Here is a 15684-nt window from a genome sequence, read left to right as displayed (position 1 = left end):
CGGGGACGGCGGCGCTGTCATGTGCGCGCGCGTAGCCTGGGATCGGGGGGCGGGACCGGGACCGGTGACCCGGCCGCTGCGAAGGAGGACGCGGGTGCTGAGCGACGCCTCCTCGCCACAGGTCCAGGCCCTGCTGCGGCAGATCCTCGACGGGACCAACGCCGGTGTCGCCATGCTCGACCCGGAGCTGCGCTACACCTACGTCAACCGCACCCTGGCCCGGATGAACGGCGTCCCGGCCGAGCAGCACACCGGACGCACCATCGCCGAGGTGGTGCCGGACATCGACGCCCGCGAGGACGTGCTGCGGCAGGTCCTCGCCGACGGCGTCCCGCGCGAGGTGACCTCCAGCGGGCACACCCGGGCCGGATCGGAGCGCGAGCGCCGCTACTGGCACGGGGCCTACCACCGGCTGGAGGAGAACGGGCAGGTCATCGGCATCTTCGGGATCGTGCTGGAGGTCACCGACGCCCGGGAGCACGAGCGGGAGCTGGAGCGGGCGCAGGCACGGCTCTCGGTGCTGGACCGCGCCGCCACCGTGGTCGGCACCACCCTGGACATGGACACCACCTGCAACGAGCTGGCCGGCTTCCTGGTCCCCTACCTGGCCGACATCGCCACCGTCGACGTCGTCCCCTCCGACGTGGGCCTGCGGATGCGGCCGCCCTCGCGCGGGGTGCTGCGGCTGCGCCGGACGGCGGTGGCGGCGGTGCCCGATCTGGAGGCGCGGGTTCGCTCGTTCGGCAGACCCGGCGAGTACCTCGACCACCAGCCCGGATCGGCGGTGCGCCGCTGCCTGGCGGCCGGGGAGCCGGTGCTGGAGAACCTGCTCGACGACGAGGCGCTGCTCCGCTCCGCGCCGACCCCGGGCCGGCTCGCCGCCTACCGGGAGCTCGGCTACCACTCCGGGCTGCTGGTCCCGCTGCTCGCCCGGGGCGAACCGGTCGGCACCCTCACCCTGGTCCGGGCCGGCGACTCCCCCGCGTTCACCGACCACGACGTGGTCACCGCCCAGGACCTCGCCGGACGGGCCGCGATCAGCCTGGACAACGCCCGCCGCTACACCCGCGAGCACCACATCGCGCTGGAGCTGCAGCGCGCCCTGCTGTCCGGCCCGAGTAGCCCGCATCCGGCGCTGGAGGTGGCCTCCCGCTACCTGCCCTCCGGCACCAGCGCCCTGGTCGGTGGCGACTGGTTCGACAGCGTCCAACTCTCGCCGCACCGAACCCTGCTGGTCATCGGGGACGTGATGGGCCACGGGGTCGAGGCCGCCGTCGACATGAGCCACTACAGCGCCATGGTGCGGGTCGTCGCCGAGGACGGGATGGCGCCGCACCTCGTGCTGGACCGGATGGACGCGCTGATGGCGCGGGTCTCCGGCGAGCGCCCGGCGACCTGCCTGCTGGCGCTGGTCGACACCCGGCGCGGCGTCTGCACCTACGCCGGCGCCGGACACCTGCCGCCCGCCGTGATCGACATCGACCACCGCACCCACCTGCTGAACGTGCCCACCGGTCCACCGCTGGGCACCGGCTTCGGCGGCTACGTCTCCTGGACCCGCCCCTGCCTCGGCGGGGACACCCTGCTGCTCTACACCGACGGCCTGGTGGAGCGGCGCGGCGAGGACATCGACCACTCCCTGCTCCGGCTGGCCCGGTTGCGGCTGCCCCGGAACGCCTCGCTGGACCTCCTGCTGGACCGGCTGCTGGCGGGCATGGGCGCGGGCGGCACGGACGTCGAGGACGACGTCGCCGTCCTCGCCGCCCGGATCCGGCCCGAGCACGCCGGGCCGACGGCCGGCTAGTCCCGCCGACGGCGGAAAGTGGGGCACCCCCGCACCTTCGCACGGCAGTTCAGTGACAGTAGGGTGTGCGCGCAGCCGACAAATGATCAAGGAGTACGCCGTGACCACCGCTCCGCAGGCACCGGACATCCTCTCCCCCGAGTTCGCCGCCGACCCGTACGCCGCCTACCGCACCATGCGCGAGCAGTTCCCGCTGATCTGGCACGAGGGAATGCAGAGCTACCTCGTCTCCCGCTACGAGGACGTCGAACGCGCCTTCAAGGAGCCGGTGTTCACCAGCGACAACTACGACTGGCAGCTGGAGCCGGTGCACGGCCGGACCATCCTCCAGCTCAAGGGCCGCGAGCACTCGGTCCGCCGGGCCCTGGTCGCGCCGGCCTTCCGGGGCAAGGAGCTGCAGGAGAAGTTCCTGCCGGTGATCGAGCGCAACGCGCGCGAGCTGATCGACGCCTTCCGCGCCGACGGCAGCGCCGACCTGGTCTCCCAGTTCGCGACCTGGTTCCCGATCAACGTCATCGTCGACATGCTCGGCCTCCCGCGCGAGGACCACGCCCGCTTCCACGGCTGGTACACCTCGATCATCGGCTTCCTCGGCAACCTCACCCAGGACCCCGAGGTCACCGCCGCCGGGCTGCGCACCCGCGAGGAGCTCGCCGCCTACATGATCCCGATCATCCAGGAGCGCCGCGCCAACCCCGGCGACGACCTGCTGTCGACCCTCTGCACCGCCGAGATCGACGGCACCAGCATGAGCGACGAGGACATCAAGGCGTTCGTCAGCCTGCTGCTCGCGGCCGGCGGCGAGACCACCGACAAGGCGATAGCCGGGGTCTTCCGCAACCTGCTCGCCCACCCGGAGCAGCTGGCCGCCGTCCGCGCCGACCGCGACCTGATCGCCGCCGCCTTCGCGGAGACCCTGCGGTTCACCCCGCCGGTGCACATGATCATGCGTCAGCCGGCCGAGGACGTGGTGCTCAGCGGCGGCACGGTCGAGGCCGGGAAGACCGTCACCTGCCTGATCGCCGCCGCCAACCGGGACGGTGGTCGCTACGCCGCCCCCGACTCCTTCGACATCTTCCGGGCCGACCTGACCACGGCCAACGCCTTCACCGCCGCCGCCGACCACCTGGCCTTCGCCCTCGGCCGGCACTTCTGCGTGGGCGCGCTGCTGGCCAAGGCCGAGATCGAGGTGGGCGTCAACCAGCTGCTGGACGCCCTGCCCGACCTGGCCCTGGCCGAGGAACTGCCGGCGGAGCAGGGCCTGTTCACCCGCGGCCCGGACTCGCTCCGGGTGCGGTTCACCCCCGTCGCGGGCTGAACCGCCGTCCGCTCGCCGGTCAGGTCGCGGTGAAGTCGACCGGCAGTGCCGAGGGGCCGCGCATCCAGATCGACGGGCGCCACTCCAGCTCCCGGGTCGGCACCGACAGCACCACGTCCGGAAGGCGGTCGAGCAGCACCTCGACCGCCGCCCGGGCGATCACCTCGGCCATCTCCGGGGCGGGCACCGGACAGCGGTGCTCGCCGTGGCTGAACGACAGGTGCGCCTGGTTGCCGACCGATCCGGCGCCGAAGTCCGGCTGCACCTCGGGGTCGGTGTTGGCCGCCGCCAGCCCGAGCACCAGGCAGTCGCCCTTGCGGATCTTCCGGCCCGCCAGCAGGGTGTCCCGGGCCGCCCAGCGGCCGACGAAGTTCTGGGTCGGGGTGTCCGCCCACAGCACCTCGTTGAGCGCCTGGCTGACGCTGCGCCGACCGCCGGACAGGGTCACCGCGAACCGGTCGTCGGTGAGCATCAGCCGCAGGGTGTTGCCGATCCAGTTGGAGGTCGGCTGCTGGCCCGCCGCGATGATCGAGATCATGTCCTGGACGATCTCCTCGTCCGCCAGCCCCGCCGGGTGCGCCAGCATCCGCGAGGCCACGTCCGGTCCCGGACGCTCGCGCCCGCGCTCGACCAGCCCGGTCATGGTGGCGTGGATCCGCATGTAGGCGTCGATCGCGCCGGGGCCGTCGTCCAGGGAGGCGGCCATGTCCCGCTCCAGGTCGAAGATGGCGGCCCGGTCCAGGCCGAACAGCCCGGCCACCACCCGCAGCGGGACCTGCGAGGCGTAGTCGACCATCAGCTCGGCCCGGCCGCTGCCGGAGAAGCCGTCCACCAGCTCGTCGGCGACCCGCTCGCTGTCCGCGCGCAGCTCGAACAGGTCGACCGCGGACAGCACCTCGGTGATCGCGCCGGCCCGGCGCTGGTGCTCCGCGCCCTCGGTGAACAGCACCGAGGGGGTGTGCACCACATAGGGCAGCAGCGGCCAGTCGGCCGGGATGTCGTCCCAGGCGTGCCAGCGGCGCGAGTCCCGGGCGAACAGCTCGGAGTTGCTGGTGACGTAGTGGACCTCGCGGTAGCCCAGGACCAGCCAGGCCGGGACGTCGTTGTCCAGCAGGATCGGCGCGACCGGGCCGTGCTCCCGGCGCAGCGCGCGGTAGAGCTCGGCGGGGTCGCGCTGGAACCGGGGCGAGTGCATCCGGACCGCGCCGCCGGGACCGATGCTCTCGTCGCCGAAGGGAGAGCCCTCGGGGGCGTGCGCGGGGCATCCGGGCGGCGGAACGGCCGCGTCCTGATGGGTCGTCACGGGGTCGACTCCTGGGCGTAGGAAAGGGAATGCAGATGGTTGACCAGGGCGATCAGCACGTCCCGACTGGAGTCCCGCTTGCGCGCGTCGCAGTCGAGCAGCGGGACCTCCGGCCGGAGCGAGAGCGCCTCGCGCACCTCGTCCAGGGTGAACTCGGGCTCGTCGAAGTTGTTGCGGGCGACCACGAACGGCAGTCCGTGGTGTTCCAGCCGGTCGATGGCGTACCAGGAGTCCGCCAGCCGCCGGGTGTCGACCAGCACGACCGCGCCCAGGGTGCCGGCGAACAGCCGGTCCCAGAGGAACCAGAACCGCTCCTGGCCCGGGGCGCCGAAGAGGTAGAGCACCATCTCGTCGGTGAGGGTGATCCGGCCGAAGTCGAAGGCGACGGTGGTGGTGGTCTTCGCGGTCACGGCCTTGCTGTCGTCGATGCCGACACCGGCCGTGGTCATCACCTCCTCCGTGCTCAGCGGACGGATCTCGCTGACGGAGCCCACCATCGTGGTCTTGCCCACGCCGAAGCCGCCGACGACGACGATCTTGAGCCCGTCCCGGGCCGAGTCCCGCAGCGGGAGGGCGGAGGCGGTCGGGTCAGAGGTTGCGGAGGGCAACGAGCACCTTCTTCAAGGTTTCGGGCGGCGGCAGTTGGGATCCCCGTACGGACGACTGCGGATGGCGGGCGGTGACCTTCCCCGAGTCGAGCAGGTCGCACAGCAGGATCTTCACCACGCCGACCGGCAGGTCGAGCAGCGAGGCCAGCTCCACCACCGCGACCGGGCGCTCGCACAGCCGCAGGATCCGGGCGTGCTCGGACTGCATCCCCCGGGTGGGCAGGCACTCCCGCACGATCAGCGTGACCAGGTCGAACGAGGTCTCGTGGGCCTGGCTGCGGCCTCCGGTGACGGTGTACAGCCGGTCCGGATCGCCGCTGTCGAACGGCCGGCGAATCATGTGAGCAGCCTCGGCTCGGCCCGCAGGTAGTCCCCTATCTGCTCGATCAGCTCGCTCATGTTGTGGCCGACGACCCCGGCGTCGGCGCCGTCCTCGGTGATCACCGCGAGGTGCGCGCCGACGCCCGCCTCGACGATGAACAGGATGCCGCCGTGGAACTCGGTCATCGACTGGCGGACGCCGCCGCTGCCGTCCCCGAACTCGACGGAGGCGCCGTGGGACAGGCTCTGGATCCCGGAGGCGATGGCGGCCAGCTGGTCGGCCTGGTCCACGGTCAGTCCGGAGGTCAGGCAGAGCTTGAGGCCGTCGCGCGAGAGCACCAGGGCGTGGCGCACCCCGGGGGTCTTCTCCAGCAGGTTCTCCAGCAGCCAGTCGAGGCTGCGGTCTGTGGTGCTCATCGGTCGGTGTCCTGTCCGTTCTGCTCTGACGGGGTGGTTGACGGGTTGGTCGACAGGCTGGTCGACGGAGCGGCTTCCGGGTCGGCCGGCGGGGTGACCCGTCGGGTGAGCGGCGGGACCACCGGGATCGACCCGGTGTCGGCACGGATCGCGGCCTGGAAGGCGCCGAAGCCGACCCCGGCGTCGGGGCGGGGCGCGCTCGACGCGGGCGGGGAGACCGGCGCGGCCGGGCGGGTCGCGGCGGCCAGCGTCCGCCCCGGCGGCCGCTTGGGCAGCCCGGTCCGGCCGGTCCTCGCGACGGGAGCGGCCTCCTCCGGCTCGGCGGCGGGGCTCGCGGCGGGCGTCGCGCTCGGCGCGCTCGCCGCCGCGCTCGGCAGGGCGGGCGCGGCCGGGGCGGCCGGGGCGCTGCCCAGGGCGGCCTGACCGGGTGTCTGCTCCGTCGCCCGGCCCGGCGTCCGGCCCGCGTCCTCGAACTGCTCCTGCGGGCGGGTGATCAGCTGCTCCGGGATCAGCACCACGACCCCGGTGCCGCCGCGCGAGGAGGGCCGGAAGGAGACGGTGAGCCCGTGCTTGCGGGCCAGGCAGCCGACGACGGCCAGGCCGAGCCGGGTGCCGGAGAGCGTCATCAGGTCCAACGGCTCGGCCGACACCAGGAGTTCGGCCCGGGCCAGGGTCGCGGAGGGCATCACCAGACCGCCGTCCTCGATGGTGACCACCACGCCGGAGTGCATCTCCTGGACGTAGACGTGCACCTCCTCCGTGGGCGGGGAGAAGGTGGCCGCATTGTCCATCAGCTCGGCCAGGGCGTGCATGACGCCCTCGGCCGCGTAACCGGCCACCGCCGCGGTGGAGGTGCTGTGCAGCCGGACCCGCTGGTAGGCGCTGATCCGGCCGAGCGCGCCGCGCAGCACGCTCTCCATCACGATCGGCTTGGTCCAGCGGCGTCCCGAGCGCGCCCCGGTGAGCACGGCGATGCTGTCGGCGAGCCGCCCCGCCTGGGCGGTGCTGTGGTCGAGGGTGAGCAGGTCGCCGAGGACCTCCTCGCGGTGCCGGTTCTCCATCTCGCGCAGGTCCGCGAGCATGCTGGTGGCCAGGGCCTGGACCCGGCCGGCGGCGTTGGCGCAGGCCGCCATGGAGGAGGCGCGCATCCGCTCGCTGGTGCCGACCTCGGTCACCAGGGTGCGCAGGATGCCCAGGTGCGCGGGGTCGAGCCGGTCCGGCAGCTGGGCCAGCACGGTGTCGGCGGAGGAGCCGGCGCGCAGTTGCTTGACGGCGGCCGGCATGGCCTCCAGCGCCAACCGCTCCGCGTCGGCGGTGAACTGCGCCGCGTGGGCCCGGAGCCGGTCGACCTCCTCGACCAGGGCGGCGACGTCGGCGCGCTCGGTGTCCAGGGCGTCCCGCAGCCGGGCCTCGCTCTCGGCAGCGGCCTGGCGTTCGGCCTGCCGCTCGGCCTGGTGGGCGGCCTGCGCGTCCCACAGCGCGTGCCGCGCGGCCTCGCCGTCCAGCACCGCCTTGCGGGCGGTCTCGGCCTGCTGGGCCTCGGCGCGGGCGGTGAGGGCGCGGGCCGCGACCAGCTGACGCACGGTGTCCGTGCGTACGGCGTTCACCGCCAGCAGCACCCCGAACAGCAGGGCGGCGGCGCCGCCGTAGCAGGCCAGCGGGATCCGGTCGGCGGACGCGGCCTCGGAGGTGCTCCAGGCACAGACGGCGCCGACCAGGACGATGCCGAGCAGCGGCAGGCCGAGGGTCCGTCCCCTCGACCGTCGGGCGTCCGGCACGTTGGGGGACATCTGAGCAGACATCAATCAGTTCCTCGTGGCACAAGGCGGCGAACGCCGACGCACCATGCCGGGGCCGGTGGGAAGAGCTGAGGGCATGGCCATCTACGGAAATATCGTATGACCAATCAGACCCCACCCTACCCGCAGACCCCGCCCGCCCCGAAACCGACTTGACGCGAGCACAGCACCCCTGTGCCACCGGTGAGTTCGGCAAAACCGGCGCACCGCACGCTGGTTAGCACACCATCGAGCGCGGGCGAACGGCCCGGCACCCCCGCCGAGCAGGCGCAAACGTCGGATCCGGGACCCGGGGCCGGCCGCCGGCCGGGCCGACCGGGGGTCGCCGCGACCGCCGCACGCTGAGTACTCTTGCTCCGCACACTGACAACATCACTGCTGCAGGGGGACGTTGAGATGGCCGACGACTGGAGGCCGGGCGGCATCGACACCTCGATCGCGCACCCTGCCCGGATGTACGACTACTTCCTCGCCGGCAAGGACAACTTCGAGGCCGACCGCACGGCCGCGGACCAGGCGATCCTGCGGATGCCGCAGGTCGTCGCCGCCGCGCAGGCCAACCGGCGCTTCCTCCGCCGGGCGGTGGACCACGTGGCCCGGCTGGGGGTGCGTCAGTTCCTGGACCTAGGCACCGGGATACCGACCTCGCCCAACACCCACGAGGTGGCCCAGGCCGTCGACCCGACCGCCCGGGTGGTCTACGCGGACAACGACCCGATCGTCCTGGCCCACGCCCGCGCGCTGCTCACCAGCGGTCGCGAGGGCCGCACCGCCTACCTGGACGCCGACCTGCGCGACCCCGAGGCGATCCTGGCCTCCCCCGCCGTCCGCGACACCCTGGACCTGGGCGAACCGGTCGGGCTGATGCTGGTGGCCATCCTCCACTTCATCGCCGACGAGGAGGACCCGTACGGCATCGTGGCCCGGCTGCTGGCGGCCTGCCCCGAGGGCAGCCACCTGATCCTCACCCACGGCAGCACGGACTTCTCCGGCGAGGCCGGTGAGGCCCTGGTCCGCGCCTACCGCGCCAACGGCGTCGGCCTCTACCCGCGCCCCCGTGCCGAGGTACTGCCGTTCTTCGACGGCCTGGACCTGCTCGAACCCGGCCTCCAACTGGTCACCGACTGGCGCCCGGACACCGAGGCCGACCGCCTCGCCCGCCCCGAGGACATCTCCTGGTACGGCGCAGTGGCCCGCAAGCCCCGGCGGTAGCCCGAGCCGGTCCTCGCGCCGGCCGGGCCCACCGTGTCCGCCCGTCATCGGAGAGACCAGTCGCCGATGCTGCGAGGTGGATATGATGGCTCCTGCTACACACAGTGATCGAACAGGGCGCAAGAGGCGTACGGACCTGGTCCGGAAGGGTGGTGTGTGCGATGAGCACGATGCCGGTGCGACAGCCGCCGCCGATGCCTGGGCGCACACCCCGTGGGCTGCGCGAGGCGATCGCACGCTGGACTCCGCAACTGCTGGCCGATTTCGAGGCGGACTGGAAGCGGACCATCGCCGAGACATACAACCTGGCTGCGGCACCAGCGTTCACCACCCGGTGGTGGGAGACGTTCGCCATCGAGCGGGACCCTGATTTGGCCGCACACCTGCACACCCTGGAAGACAGGGCCGCCGAGGAGAGCGACTCGGCTCGGGCCAGGGAGTTGCTGGAGGATGTCTCGCGCATCAAGTACAGCGTGCGGGCACTGGAGCCGGGCGAGTGAGCGACGCCCACGAGGCGATCCTCGGGCCGCCATGGGCCGTGGACTTCACTCTGCTGGCCCGCGAGGCCCGCGAGGGTCTGCCCCCGCATGTGCAGGCGATGTACGACGACGTACTGTTCGAGATCATCACCGCCCGCAATCCCTACGTCAACGACGTTGCCCTGCCGATGCGCTCCAGTCGCCCGTTGGGGCCGCACTACGCCGAGTTCGACGGTGCGCGCGGGTGGTTCGAATTCACCTTCGTACGCCGTGCCGTCGATCCCCAGATCGTCGTCTACGAGCTGTTCTGGCAGTAGGCGCGGCTGCCGACGCCCGGAGCCGGTCCGCGCCGAACGGCCTCAGCCGGACGGCTCCAGACCGGTGAGCAGGCGGGCGAGGTCGAGGCCGGCGGTCAGGTAGTCGACGAACACCTCGTTGTTCAGCGCCCAGGGGGAGCGGCCCCGCCGGACCAGGCCGATGGCCTCGTCGGCATCGTGACCCAGTTCGATCAGCGCCTGGCCGACGACCAGTCCGGAGCGGTTGTACCCGGAGTGGCAGCGCACCAGCGTGGACCGGCCCTCGCGCACCGCCGTCGCGACCGTCCGCGCCGCTCGCTGGACCAGGTCGAGCTGGCCCGGTGCCAGCGGGCCGTCCGGCACCTCCGCCACCAGGTGCTCGGTCCGGGGCCCGGGACCGTGCCCGCTGCGCGTGAACAGGCTGACCACCAGATCGAACTCCTCCCGCACCACCACCGGCCGCCACTCCCCCGCCGGATCGGTCCAGTAGTGACCGCCCATCCACAACCCGCGACGGATCTCGCTCCAGGGCTCCCCCGGCCCCGGCAGATCCCGGTCCCGCTGACGCGTCCGCATCCCCCCACCTCCGCCAGACCCAACGGGCGACGTCCGCAGGGGAGTTCCGAGCGAAGGGAGCCGCCCCTGCCGGACTCGCGGACGCTCGGGCCCTGCACTACCGACTATCGGAGTCGTCCCGGAAGAAGTTGTCCCACTGCTCGTCGATGGCGGTTTCGGGACGTGGCGATTCGACGTGGTCGATCTCAGCATCGACGGCTTCGTTTCCGGGCCACAGTCGAGAATAGTTTCCGGGCCACAGTCGAGAATAGAACGAGTCCCCGCAGGTGGTTGCCCGGTCGGACCGACGGCAACGTCACTCGGGTTCGGCCGTCGTCGCTGCCAGCAGGTCCGCGCAGCCGCGGAGGAGGACGGTTATGCCGAAGTCGAAGGCGCGGTCGGCGCGGGTGGGCTCGGCCGGCTGCGCGGCCAGCGCGGCGTTGAGGCGGTCGGCGTCGATGCCGGGCGGGACCGCCCACATCACCTCGGGTGCGGCGAGGTCCAGCGCCGCGCCGAGGACGAAGTTCTCCAGCGCGGTGAGCGCGGTCATCACCGCCGGGAGCGGGAAGCCGGACTTCTCCATCAGCGCCACCACCCGCTCGTAGCCGGCCAGCACCTCGGGCGAGCGGATGGGCTCGGTGGTCAGCATCGGCACCACATGCGGGTGCGCGGCGAACGCGGCCCGGTAGGAGTACGCGTAGGAGCGCAGCGCGGGCTCCCAGGACTGGTCCGGACGGGGCGCGGAGACGATCTCGCTGCCGATCCGGGTGCGCAGCAGTTCGACGACGCCGGAGCGGCCGTCGACGTGGTGGTAGAGCGAGGCGGTCTGCACGCCGAGGCGTGCGGCCAGCGCGGGCATGGTGAAGTCGCCCGTCTCGTCGACCAGGTCCATCGCGGCGGTCGCGATCCGCTCAAGGTCCAGCAGTGCCGTTCGCGGTCGTGCCACCTGTGTTCTCCTCCTGGTTCACCACGCGGACCCATGAGTGTGACGCACGTCACTTTTCTGATCGTCCCCGCTGAGGATATATTGCCCGAAACCTAAACCTAATCGGTTTAGATTAACCCTCCCCCACGGAAGGCCCCCATGGAGCGAAAGCTGCACCGCGGGACGCTCGGGACCGGTGACATCGCGTTCTTCGTCATCTCCGCCGCCGCACCACTGATGATCCTGGCCGGCGTCGCCCCCTACGCGATCCTGGTCGGCGGCATCGGCGCACCGTCCGCGTACCTGATCGCCGGCATCGTGCTGACCGTCTTCGCCGTCGGGTTCACCACGATGTCCCGCTACGTGACCAACGCCGGGGCGTTCTACGCCTACATCACCCGCGGCCTCGGCCGTCCGGCCGGCGTGGCCGCCGCCATCCTCGCGCTGGTGTCCTACAACGCGGTGCAGATCGGCATGTACGGCCTGCTCGGCAGCGTGGCCCAGTCCACGGTGGACTCGCTGTTCGGCGTGAACATCGCCTGGCCCTGGTACGCCCTGACCGGGGTCGCCCTGGTCTGGTTCGCCGGCTACCGGAGCATCGAGTTCGGCGCCAAGCTGCTGGCCGTGCTGATGGTCGCCGAGTCGGGGATCCTGGTGGTGCTCGCCGCGGCCATCCTGCTCAAGGGCGGCGCCCACGGCCTGGACCTGCAGTCCTACGCGCCGAAGCACGTCTTCAACGGCAGCACCAGCTCGTTGATGGTCTTCGCCTTCGCCGCCTTCATGGGCTTCGAGTCCACCGCGATCTACCGCTCGGAGGCGCGCGACCCGCGCCGGACCATCCCGCGCGCCACCTACATAGCCGTGGCCTTCCTCGGCATCTTCTACAGCTTCATCGCCTGGACGATCATCCAGGGCTACGGCTCGGCCGAGGTCCAGGCCGCCGCCGCGCAGGACACCGCCGGGCTGGTCTTCGCCGAGATGACCACCTATGTGGGCGCCTGGGCCACCGACGTGATGCACCTGCTGATCCTCAGCAGCACCCTCGCCTCGCTGCTGGCCTTCCACAACGCCATCAACCGCTACACCAAGGCCGTCGCCGACGAGGGCATGCTGCCGCGCCGGCTCGCGGCGATCCACCCGAGGACCGGCTCCCCCTTCGTCGCCGGCGGGCTGCAGACGGCGCTCTCGGTGGTGATCGTGGCCGGCTTCGCCGTCGCCGGGCTCGACCCCTACCTCAAGCTGATGATCTGGGTGAACACCCCCGGCGTGATCGGGCTGGTGCTGCTGCAGGTGGCGGTCGCGGTCGCGGTGCCGGTGTTCTTCCGCGGCTTCCGCCACGACGAGGGCAGGTGGCGGACGGTGGTCGCGCCGATCGCGGCGGCGGTCGGGATGGCCACCGCGCTCTACCTGATGGTCTCGAAGATCGCGCTGCTGTCCGGGACCACCGGCTTCGTCAATGTGGTCCTGGTCGGGATCGTGCCCGTGGTGATCGTGGTCGGCGTGCTGCTCGCCCTGTGGCTGAGGTCCGCGCGACCCTCGGTCTACGCCAACATCGGCGCGGAGGCGCCGTCCGTCGAGAAGGAACCGGAACATGCCCACAGCTGACGCCCTGATCACCGGAGCCGTGCTCCGCACCCTCGACCCGGCCCGGCCGGCCACCGAGACGGCCGACGTCGCGGTCAAGGACGGGACCATCGTCGCCGTCGGCGCGGACTCCGCCGACTGGCGCGGCCCGGCCACCGCCGTCCACGACCTGGCGGGCGCCACCCTGACGCCCGGTCTGGTCGACGGCCACATGCACCCGGTGCTCGGCTCCACCAGCTTCACCGGAATCGACCTCTCCGGCTGCCACGACGTCGACCAGCTGCGCGCCGCGCTGGCCGAGGCGGTCCGGACCACCGGACGCGGCGAGTGGATCACCGGCTTCGCGCTCGACCACAACACCTTCGCCGGACAGCCGATCACCAACTCCCTGATCGAGGACGTCCTCGACGGCATCCCCGCCGTACTGGTCCTCTACGACGGCCACTCCGCACTGGCCAGCGAGGCCGCGCTGCGCGCCGCCGGGATCGACGGGCCGCGCGACTTCGCCAGCCGCTCGGAGATCGTCTGCGACCCGGAGGGACGGCCGACCGGCCTGCTGCTGGAGGACGGCGCCGTCCGCCTGGTGCAGCAGGTCACGCCGATCCCGGACCTGGCGGAGCGCCGGACCAAGGTCCTGGGGGTGCTGCAGGCGATGGCCGCCACCGGGCTGACCGGCGGCCATGTGATGGACCTCAACGGCGACTCGCTGGAGCTGGTCTCCGGCCTGGAAGAGCTGCCGCTCCGGCTGCGCTTCGCCCCCTGGGCGATGCCGGGCGAGATCGACGACCAGATCGACGAGCTGATCGACCGCCACGGCACGGCGGGCCACCGCTGGAGCATCGACGCGGTGAAGTTCTTCATCGACGGCACGGTGGAGGGCGGCACCGCCTGGCTGGAGCACGCCGACTGCCACGGCCGGAGCACGGACTCCTTCTGGCGCGACCCCGCCCAGTACACCCGGGCGGTCCACCGGCTGGACGCGGCCGGGATCCAGACCGCGACCCACGCCATCGGCGACGCCGGTGTCCGGTACGCCCTGGACACCGTCGCCGGCGCCCCGGGCCGCGGCCGGACGGACGCGGTCCGGCACCGGATCGAGCACATCGAGACGCTGCCGTACGAGCAGATCAGGCGTTTCGCGGAGCTCGGCGTCGCCGCCTCGATGCAGCCCACCCACACCGCCTACACCAAGGCCGACCACAGCGACGAGTGGTCGCTCCGGGTCGGCGCGGAGCGCGCGGCGCGCGCCTGGTGCTGCCGGGACCTGCGCGACAGCGGCGCCACCCTGGTCCTCGGCTCGGACTGGCCGATCGCCCACTTCGATCCGCGCCAGGTGCTGGCCACGGCCCAGCTGCGCCGGCTCCCCGGCACGGATGCCGCGCCGGTCCTCCCCGAGCAGGCCCTGACCGGGCTGATGGCGCTGGAGGGGATGACCAGTCACGCCGCGTACGCCACCGGCCAGGAGCGGCACGCGGGCCGGATCGCCCCGGGCTACCGCGCCGACCTGACCGCCTTCGCCGTCGACCCGGCCACCGCCGCGCCGGACGAGCTGGCCGAGGCCCCCATCCGGCTCACCATGCTCGACGGAACGGCGACCCACCGCGAGGACTGAGCCCGCCCGCCCCCGGCGCCGCGCATGCAGTCGGCCCCACCGCCCTCAGGGCGGTGGGGCCGACTGCATGGCCGTCCGGCAGGACGCGGGTGGTCAGGCGGAGGCCGTCACGGCGGCGGCGAGCTGGGCGACCACGGTGGGAAGCTTCTCGGCGACCTCGGCGTCGTCCTGCGGGTGCAGCTCGGCGAAGCGGACCACGGAGCCGGGCAGCGACAGCGCGGCCTCGGTCAGCACGTTGGCGCCGGCCACGCCCAGGGTCTTGCGGGTCTCGTCCTGCGCCCACAGGCCGCCGAACTGGCCGTAGGCGGTGCCGACGACGGCGGCCGGCTTGCCGGCCAGCGCGCCCGCGCCGTAGGGACGGGAGAGCCAGTCCACGGCGTTCTTCAGCACGGCGGTGATGGTGCCGTTGTACTCGGGCGAGAACAGGAGGAAGGCGTCGGCCTGGCCGGCGGCCTCGCGCAGCGCGGCGGCCGCGGCGGGGACGGTGCCCTCGACGTCGATGTCCTCGTTGTAGAAGGGGATCTCGGCGAGGCCCTCGTACAGCACGACCTCGACGCCCTCGGGGGCGTGCTTCACAGCGGCCTCGGCGAGCTGGCGGTTGTGCGAGCCTGCGCGCAGGCTGCCGACGAGGGCGAGAACGCGTACGGACATGTCGAACTCCTGGATGCTCGGATGGCGGCCCCACAGAAGTGGACTGTGGTCCGGTTAAAGGTGTAACACGCCAAACGGACCGCAGTCCAGTTCTGTCCACGGAAGGTTATGGTTGACGACATGAACGCGCCGACCACCCCCTCCGGCCCCGCGTCGGCCCCGCGCGCGAGCTCACCCTGCTGGGGCAGCCCCCGCACGAACGCGCCGACGCCGCGCGCAACCGGTCGCGGCTGCTGGACGCCGCCGCGCAGCTGGTGCGCGAGCTCGGCGCGCAGCACGTGACCATGGACGCCGTCGCCACCGCCGCCCAGGTGGGCAAGGGCACGCTGTTCCGGCGCTTCGGCGACCGGGAGGGGTTGATGCGGGCGCTGCTGGACCACGCGGAGACGGAGTACCAGCGCGGCTTCCTGACCGGCCCGCCGCCGCTCGGACCGGGCGCACCGGCCTGCGAGCGGCTGGAGGCGTTCGGGCGCAGCACGATCCGCCACCACCTGGACCACCTCGACCTCTACCTGGCCGCCGACCCCTGCGCCGAACGGCGGCTGCTGGTCCCCGCCGAGATGCTGCGGGTGCACCACATGGCCACGCTGCTCCGGCAGGCCGGAGCCGGGGGCGACACCGAGCTGCTCGCCCAGGCCCTCAACGGCTATCTCGACCCGGTCCTGCTGCACCACCTCCATGTGCAGCGCGGCTACCCGCGGGCCCGACTGGAGGACGGCTGGCACCAGCTGGCCACCCGGCTGCTCGCCGGGGCCGCCGCCGAAGTCCCGCGCCGATGTCGGTAGCTCTTGCTAACCTCC

16 protein-coding genes are annotated in these 15684 nt (G+C 72.5%); 8 read left to right on the top strand and 8 right to left on the bottom strand.

Annotated elements, in window-relative coordinates; all coding sequences use genetic code 11:
* Positions 1–94: 94 nt before the first annotated feature.
* Positions 95–1804, top strand: a complete 1710-nt coding sequence (locus BS75_RS26330; protein ID WP_034090022.1) for a SpoIIE family protein phosphatase — start codon at positions 95–97, stop codon at positions 1802–1804.
* A gap of 100 nt (positions 1805–1904) precedes the next feature.
* Positions 1905–3122, top strand: a complete 1218-nt coding sequence (locus tag BS75_RS26325) for a cytochrome P450 (protein ID WP_034093813.1) — start codon at positions 1905–1907, stop codon at positions 3120–3122.
* Between the two features lie 19 nt (positions 3123–3141).
* Here the strand turns inward: BS75_RS26325 and BS75_RS26320 are convergent, their stop codons facing one another.
* From BS75_RS26320 to BS75_RS26300, 5 genes are read right to left on the bottom strand one after another with little or no spacing between them, the layout of a single operon-like run.
* Entirely contained in the window at positions 3142–4425 is a 1284-nt protein-coding gene (locus tag BS75_RS26320; protein WP_408022556.1) for a cytochrome P450, read from the bottom strand.
* A complete protein-coding gene (locus tag BS75_RS26315) occupies positions 4422–5033 on the bottom strand; it encodes a GTP-binding protein (RefSeq protein ID WP_034090021.1) in 612 nt (203 codons plus the stop codon). The genes BS75_RS26320 and BS75_RS26315 overlap by 4 nt, the downstream gene beginning before the upstream one ends.
* Positions 5014–5373 carry a DUF742 domain-containing protein gene (locus BS75_RS26310; RefSeq protein ID WP_034090020.1) on the bottom strand — a complete coding sequence of 120 codons (360 nt, stop codon included), beginning with the start codon at positions 5371–5373 and terminating at the stop codon, positions 5014–5016. The genes BS75_RS26315 and BS75_RS26310 overlap by 20 nt, the downstream gene beginning before the upstream one ends.
* Entirely contained in the window at positions 5370–5771 is a 402-nt protein-coding gene (locus tag BS75_RS26305; RefSeq protein ID WP_034090019.1) for a roadblock/LC7 domain-containing protein, read from the bottom strand. Before BS75_RS26305 ends, BS75_RS26310 begins: the two co-directional genes overlap by 4 nt.
* Complete coding sequence (locus BS75_RS26300) at positions 5768–7573, bottom strand: ATP-binding protein (RefSeq protein ID WP_231607899.1); 1806 nt, start codon at positions 7571–7573, stop codon at positions 5768–5770. Before BS75_RS26300 ends, BS75_RS26305 begins: the two co-directional genes overlap by 4 nt.
* A 393-nt stretch (positions 7574–7966) precedes the next feature.
* Between BS75_RS26300 and BS75_RS26295 the strand changes: the two genes are divergently transcribed.
* From BS75_RS26295 to BS75_RS26285, 3 genes are all read left to right on the top strand, one after another.
* Complete coding sequence (locus tag BS75_RS26295) at positions 7967–8782, top strand: SAM-dependent methyltransferase (protein WP_034090018.1); 816 nt, start codon at positions 7967–7969, stop codon at positions 8780–8782.
* Positions 8783–8943: 161 nt separating this feature from the next.
* Entirely contained in the window at positions 8944–9282 is a 339-nt protein-coding gene (locus BS75_RS26290) for a hypothetical protein (RefSeq protein ID WP_034090017.1), read from the top strand.
* Entirely contained in the window at positions 9279–9578 is a 300-nt protein-coding gene (locus tag BS75_RS26285; RefSeq protein ID WP_042439878.1) for a hypothetical protein, read from the top strand. The genes BS75_RS26290 and BS75_RS26285 overlap by 4 nt, the downstream gene beginning before the upstream one ends.
* A 42-nt stretch (positions 9579–9620) precedes the next feature.
* Here BS75_RS26285 and BS75_RS26280 read toward each other — a convergent pair whose 3' ends face one another.
* Both BS75_RS26280 and BS75_RS26275 read right to left on the bottom strand, forming a co-directional pair.
* The gene (locus BS75_RS26280) at positions 9621–10133 is read right to left on the bottom strand and encodes a protein-tyrosine phosphatase family protein (protein ID WP_034090016.1); all 513 of its coding nucleotides are present in this window, start codon (positions 10131–10133) and stop codon (positions 9621–9623) included.
* Positions 10134–10428: 295 nt separating this feature from the next.
* On the bottom strand, positions 10429–11058 hold the full coding sequence (locus BS75_RS26275) for a TetR/AcrR family transcriptional regulator C-terminal domain-containing protein (protein ID WP_034090015.1): 630 nt from the start codon (positions 11056–11058) through the stop codon (positions 10429–10431).
* A gap of 138 nt (positions 11059–11196) precedes the next feature.
* Between BS75_RS26275 and BS75_RS26270 the strand changes: the two genes are divergently transcribed.
* On the top strand, positions 11197–12642 hold the full coding sequence (locus BS75_RS26270; RefSeq protein ID WP_042439879.1) for an APC family permease: 1446 nt from the start codon (positions 11197–11199) through the stop codon (positions 12640–12642).
* Positions 12629–14233: an amidohydrolase gene (locus tag BS75_RS26265; protein WP_034090014.1), complete on the top strand. Its 1605-nt coding sequence runs from the start codon at positions 12629–12631 to the stop codon at positions 14231–14233. Before BS75_RS26270 ends, BS75_RS26265 begins: the two co-directional genes overlap by 14 nt.
* 93 nt (positions 14234–14326) lie before the next feature.
* On the opposite strand, the gene BS75_RS26260 is transcribed toward BS75_RS26265, so the two are convergent.
* On the bottom strand, positions 14327–14884 hold the full coding sequence (locus BS75_RS26260) for an NAD(P)H-dependent oxidoreductase (RefSeq protein ID WP_034090013.1): 558 nt from the start codon (positions 14882–14884) through the stop codon (positions 14327–14329).
* 254 nt (positions 14885–15138) lie between these two features.
* Here BS75_RS26260 and BS75_RS26255 point away from each other — a divergent pair, with 254 nt between their 5' ends.
* On the top strand, positions 15139–15669 hold the full coding sequence (locus BS75_RS26255; protein ID WP_408022555.1) for a TetR/AcrR family transcriptional regulator: 531 nt from the start codon (positions 15139–15141) through the stop codon (positions 15667–15669).
* Positions 15670–15684 lie beyond the last annotated feature (15 nt).

It is taken from the genome of Streptacidiphilus albus JL83 (assembly GCF_000744705.1).
Taxonomy (GTDB): Bacteria; Actinomycetota; Actinomycetes; order Streptomycetales; family Streptomycetaceae; genus Streptacidiphilus; species Streptacidiphilus albus.
This window is presented reverse-complemented; position numbering and strand designations above follow the sequence as displayed.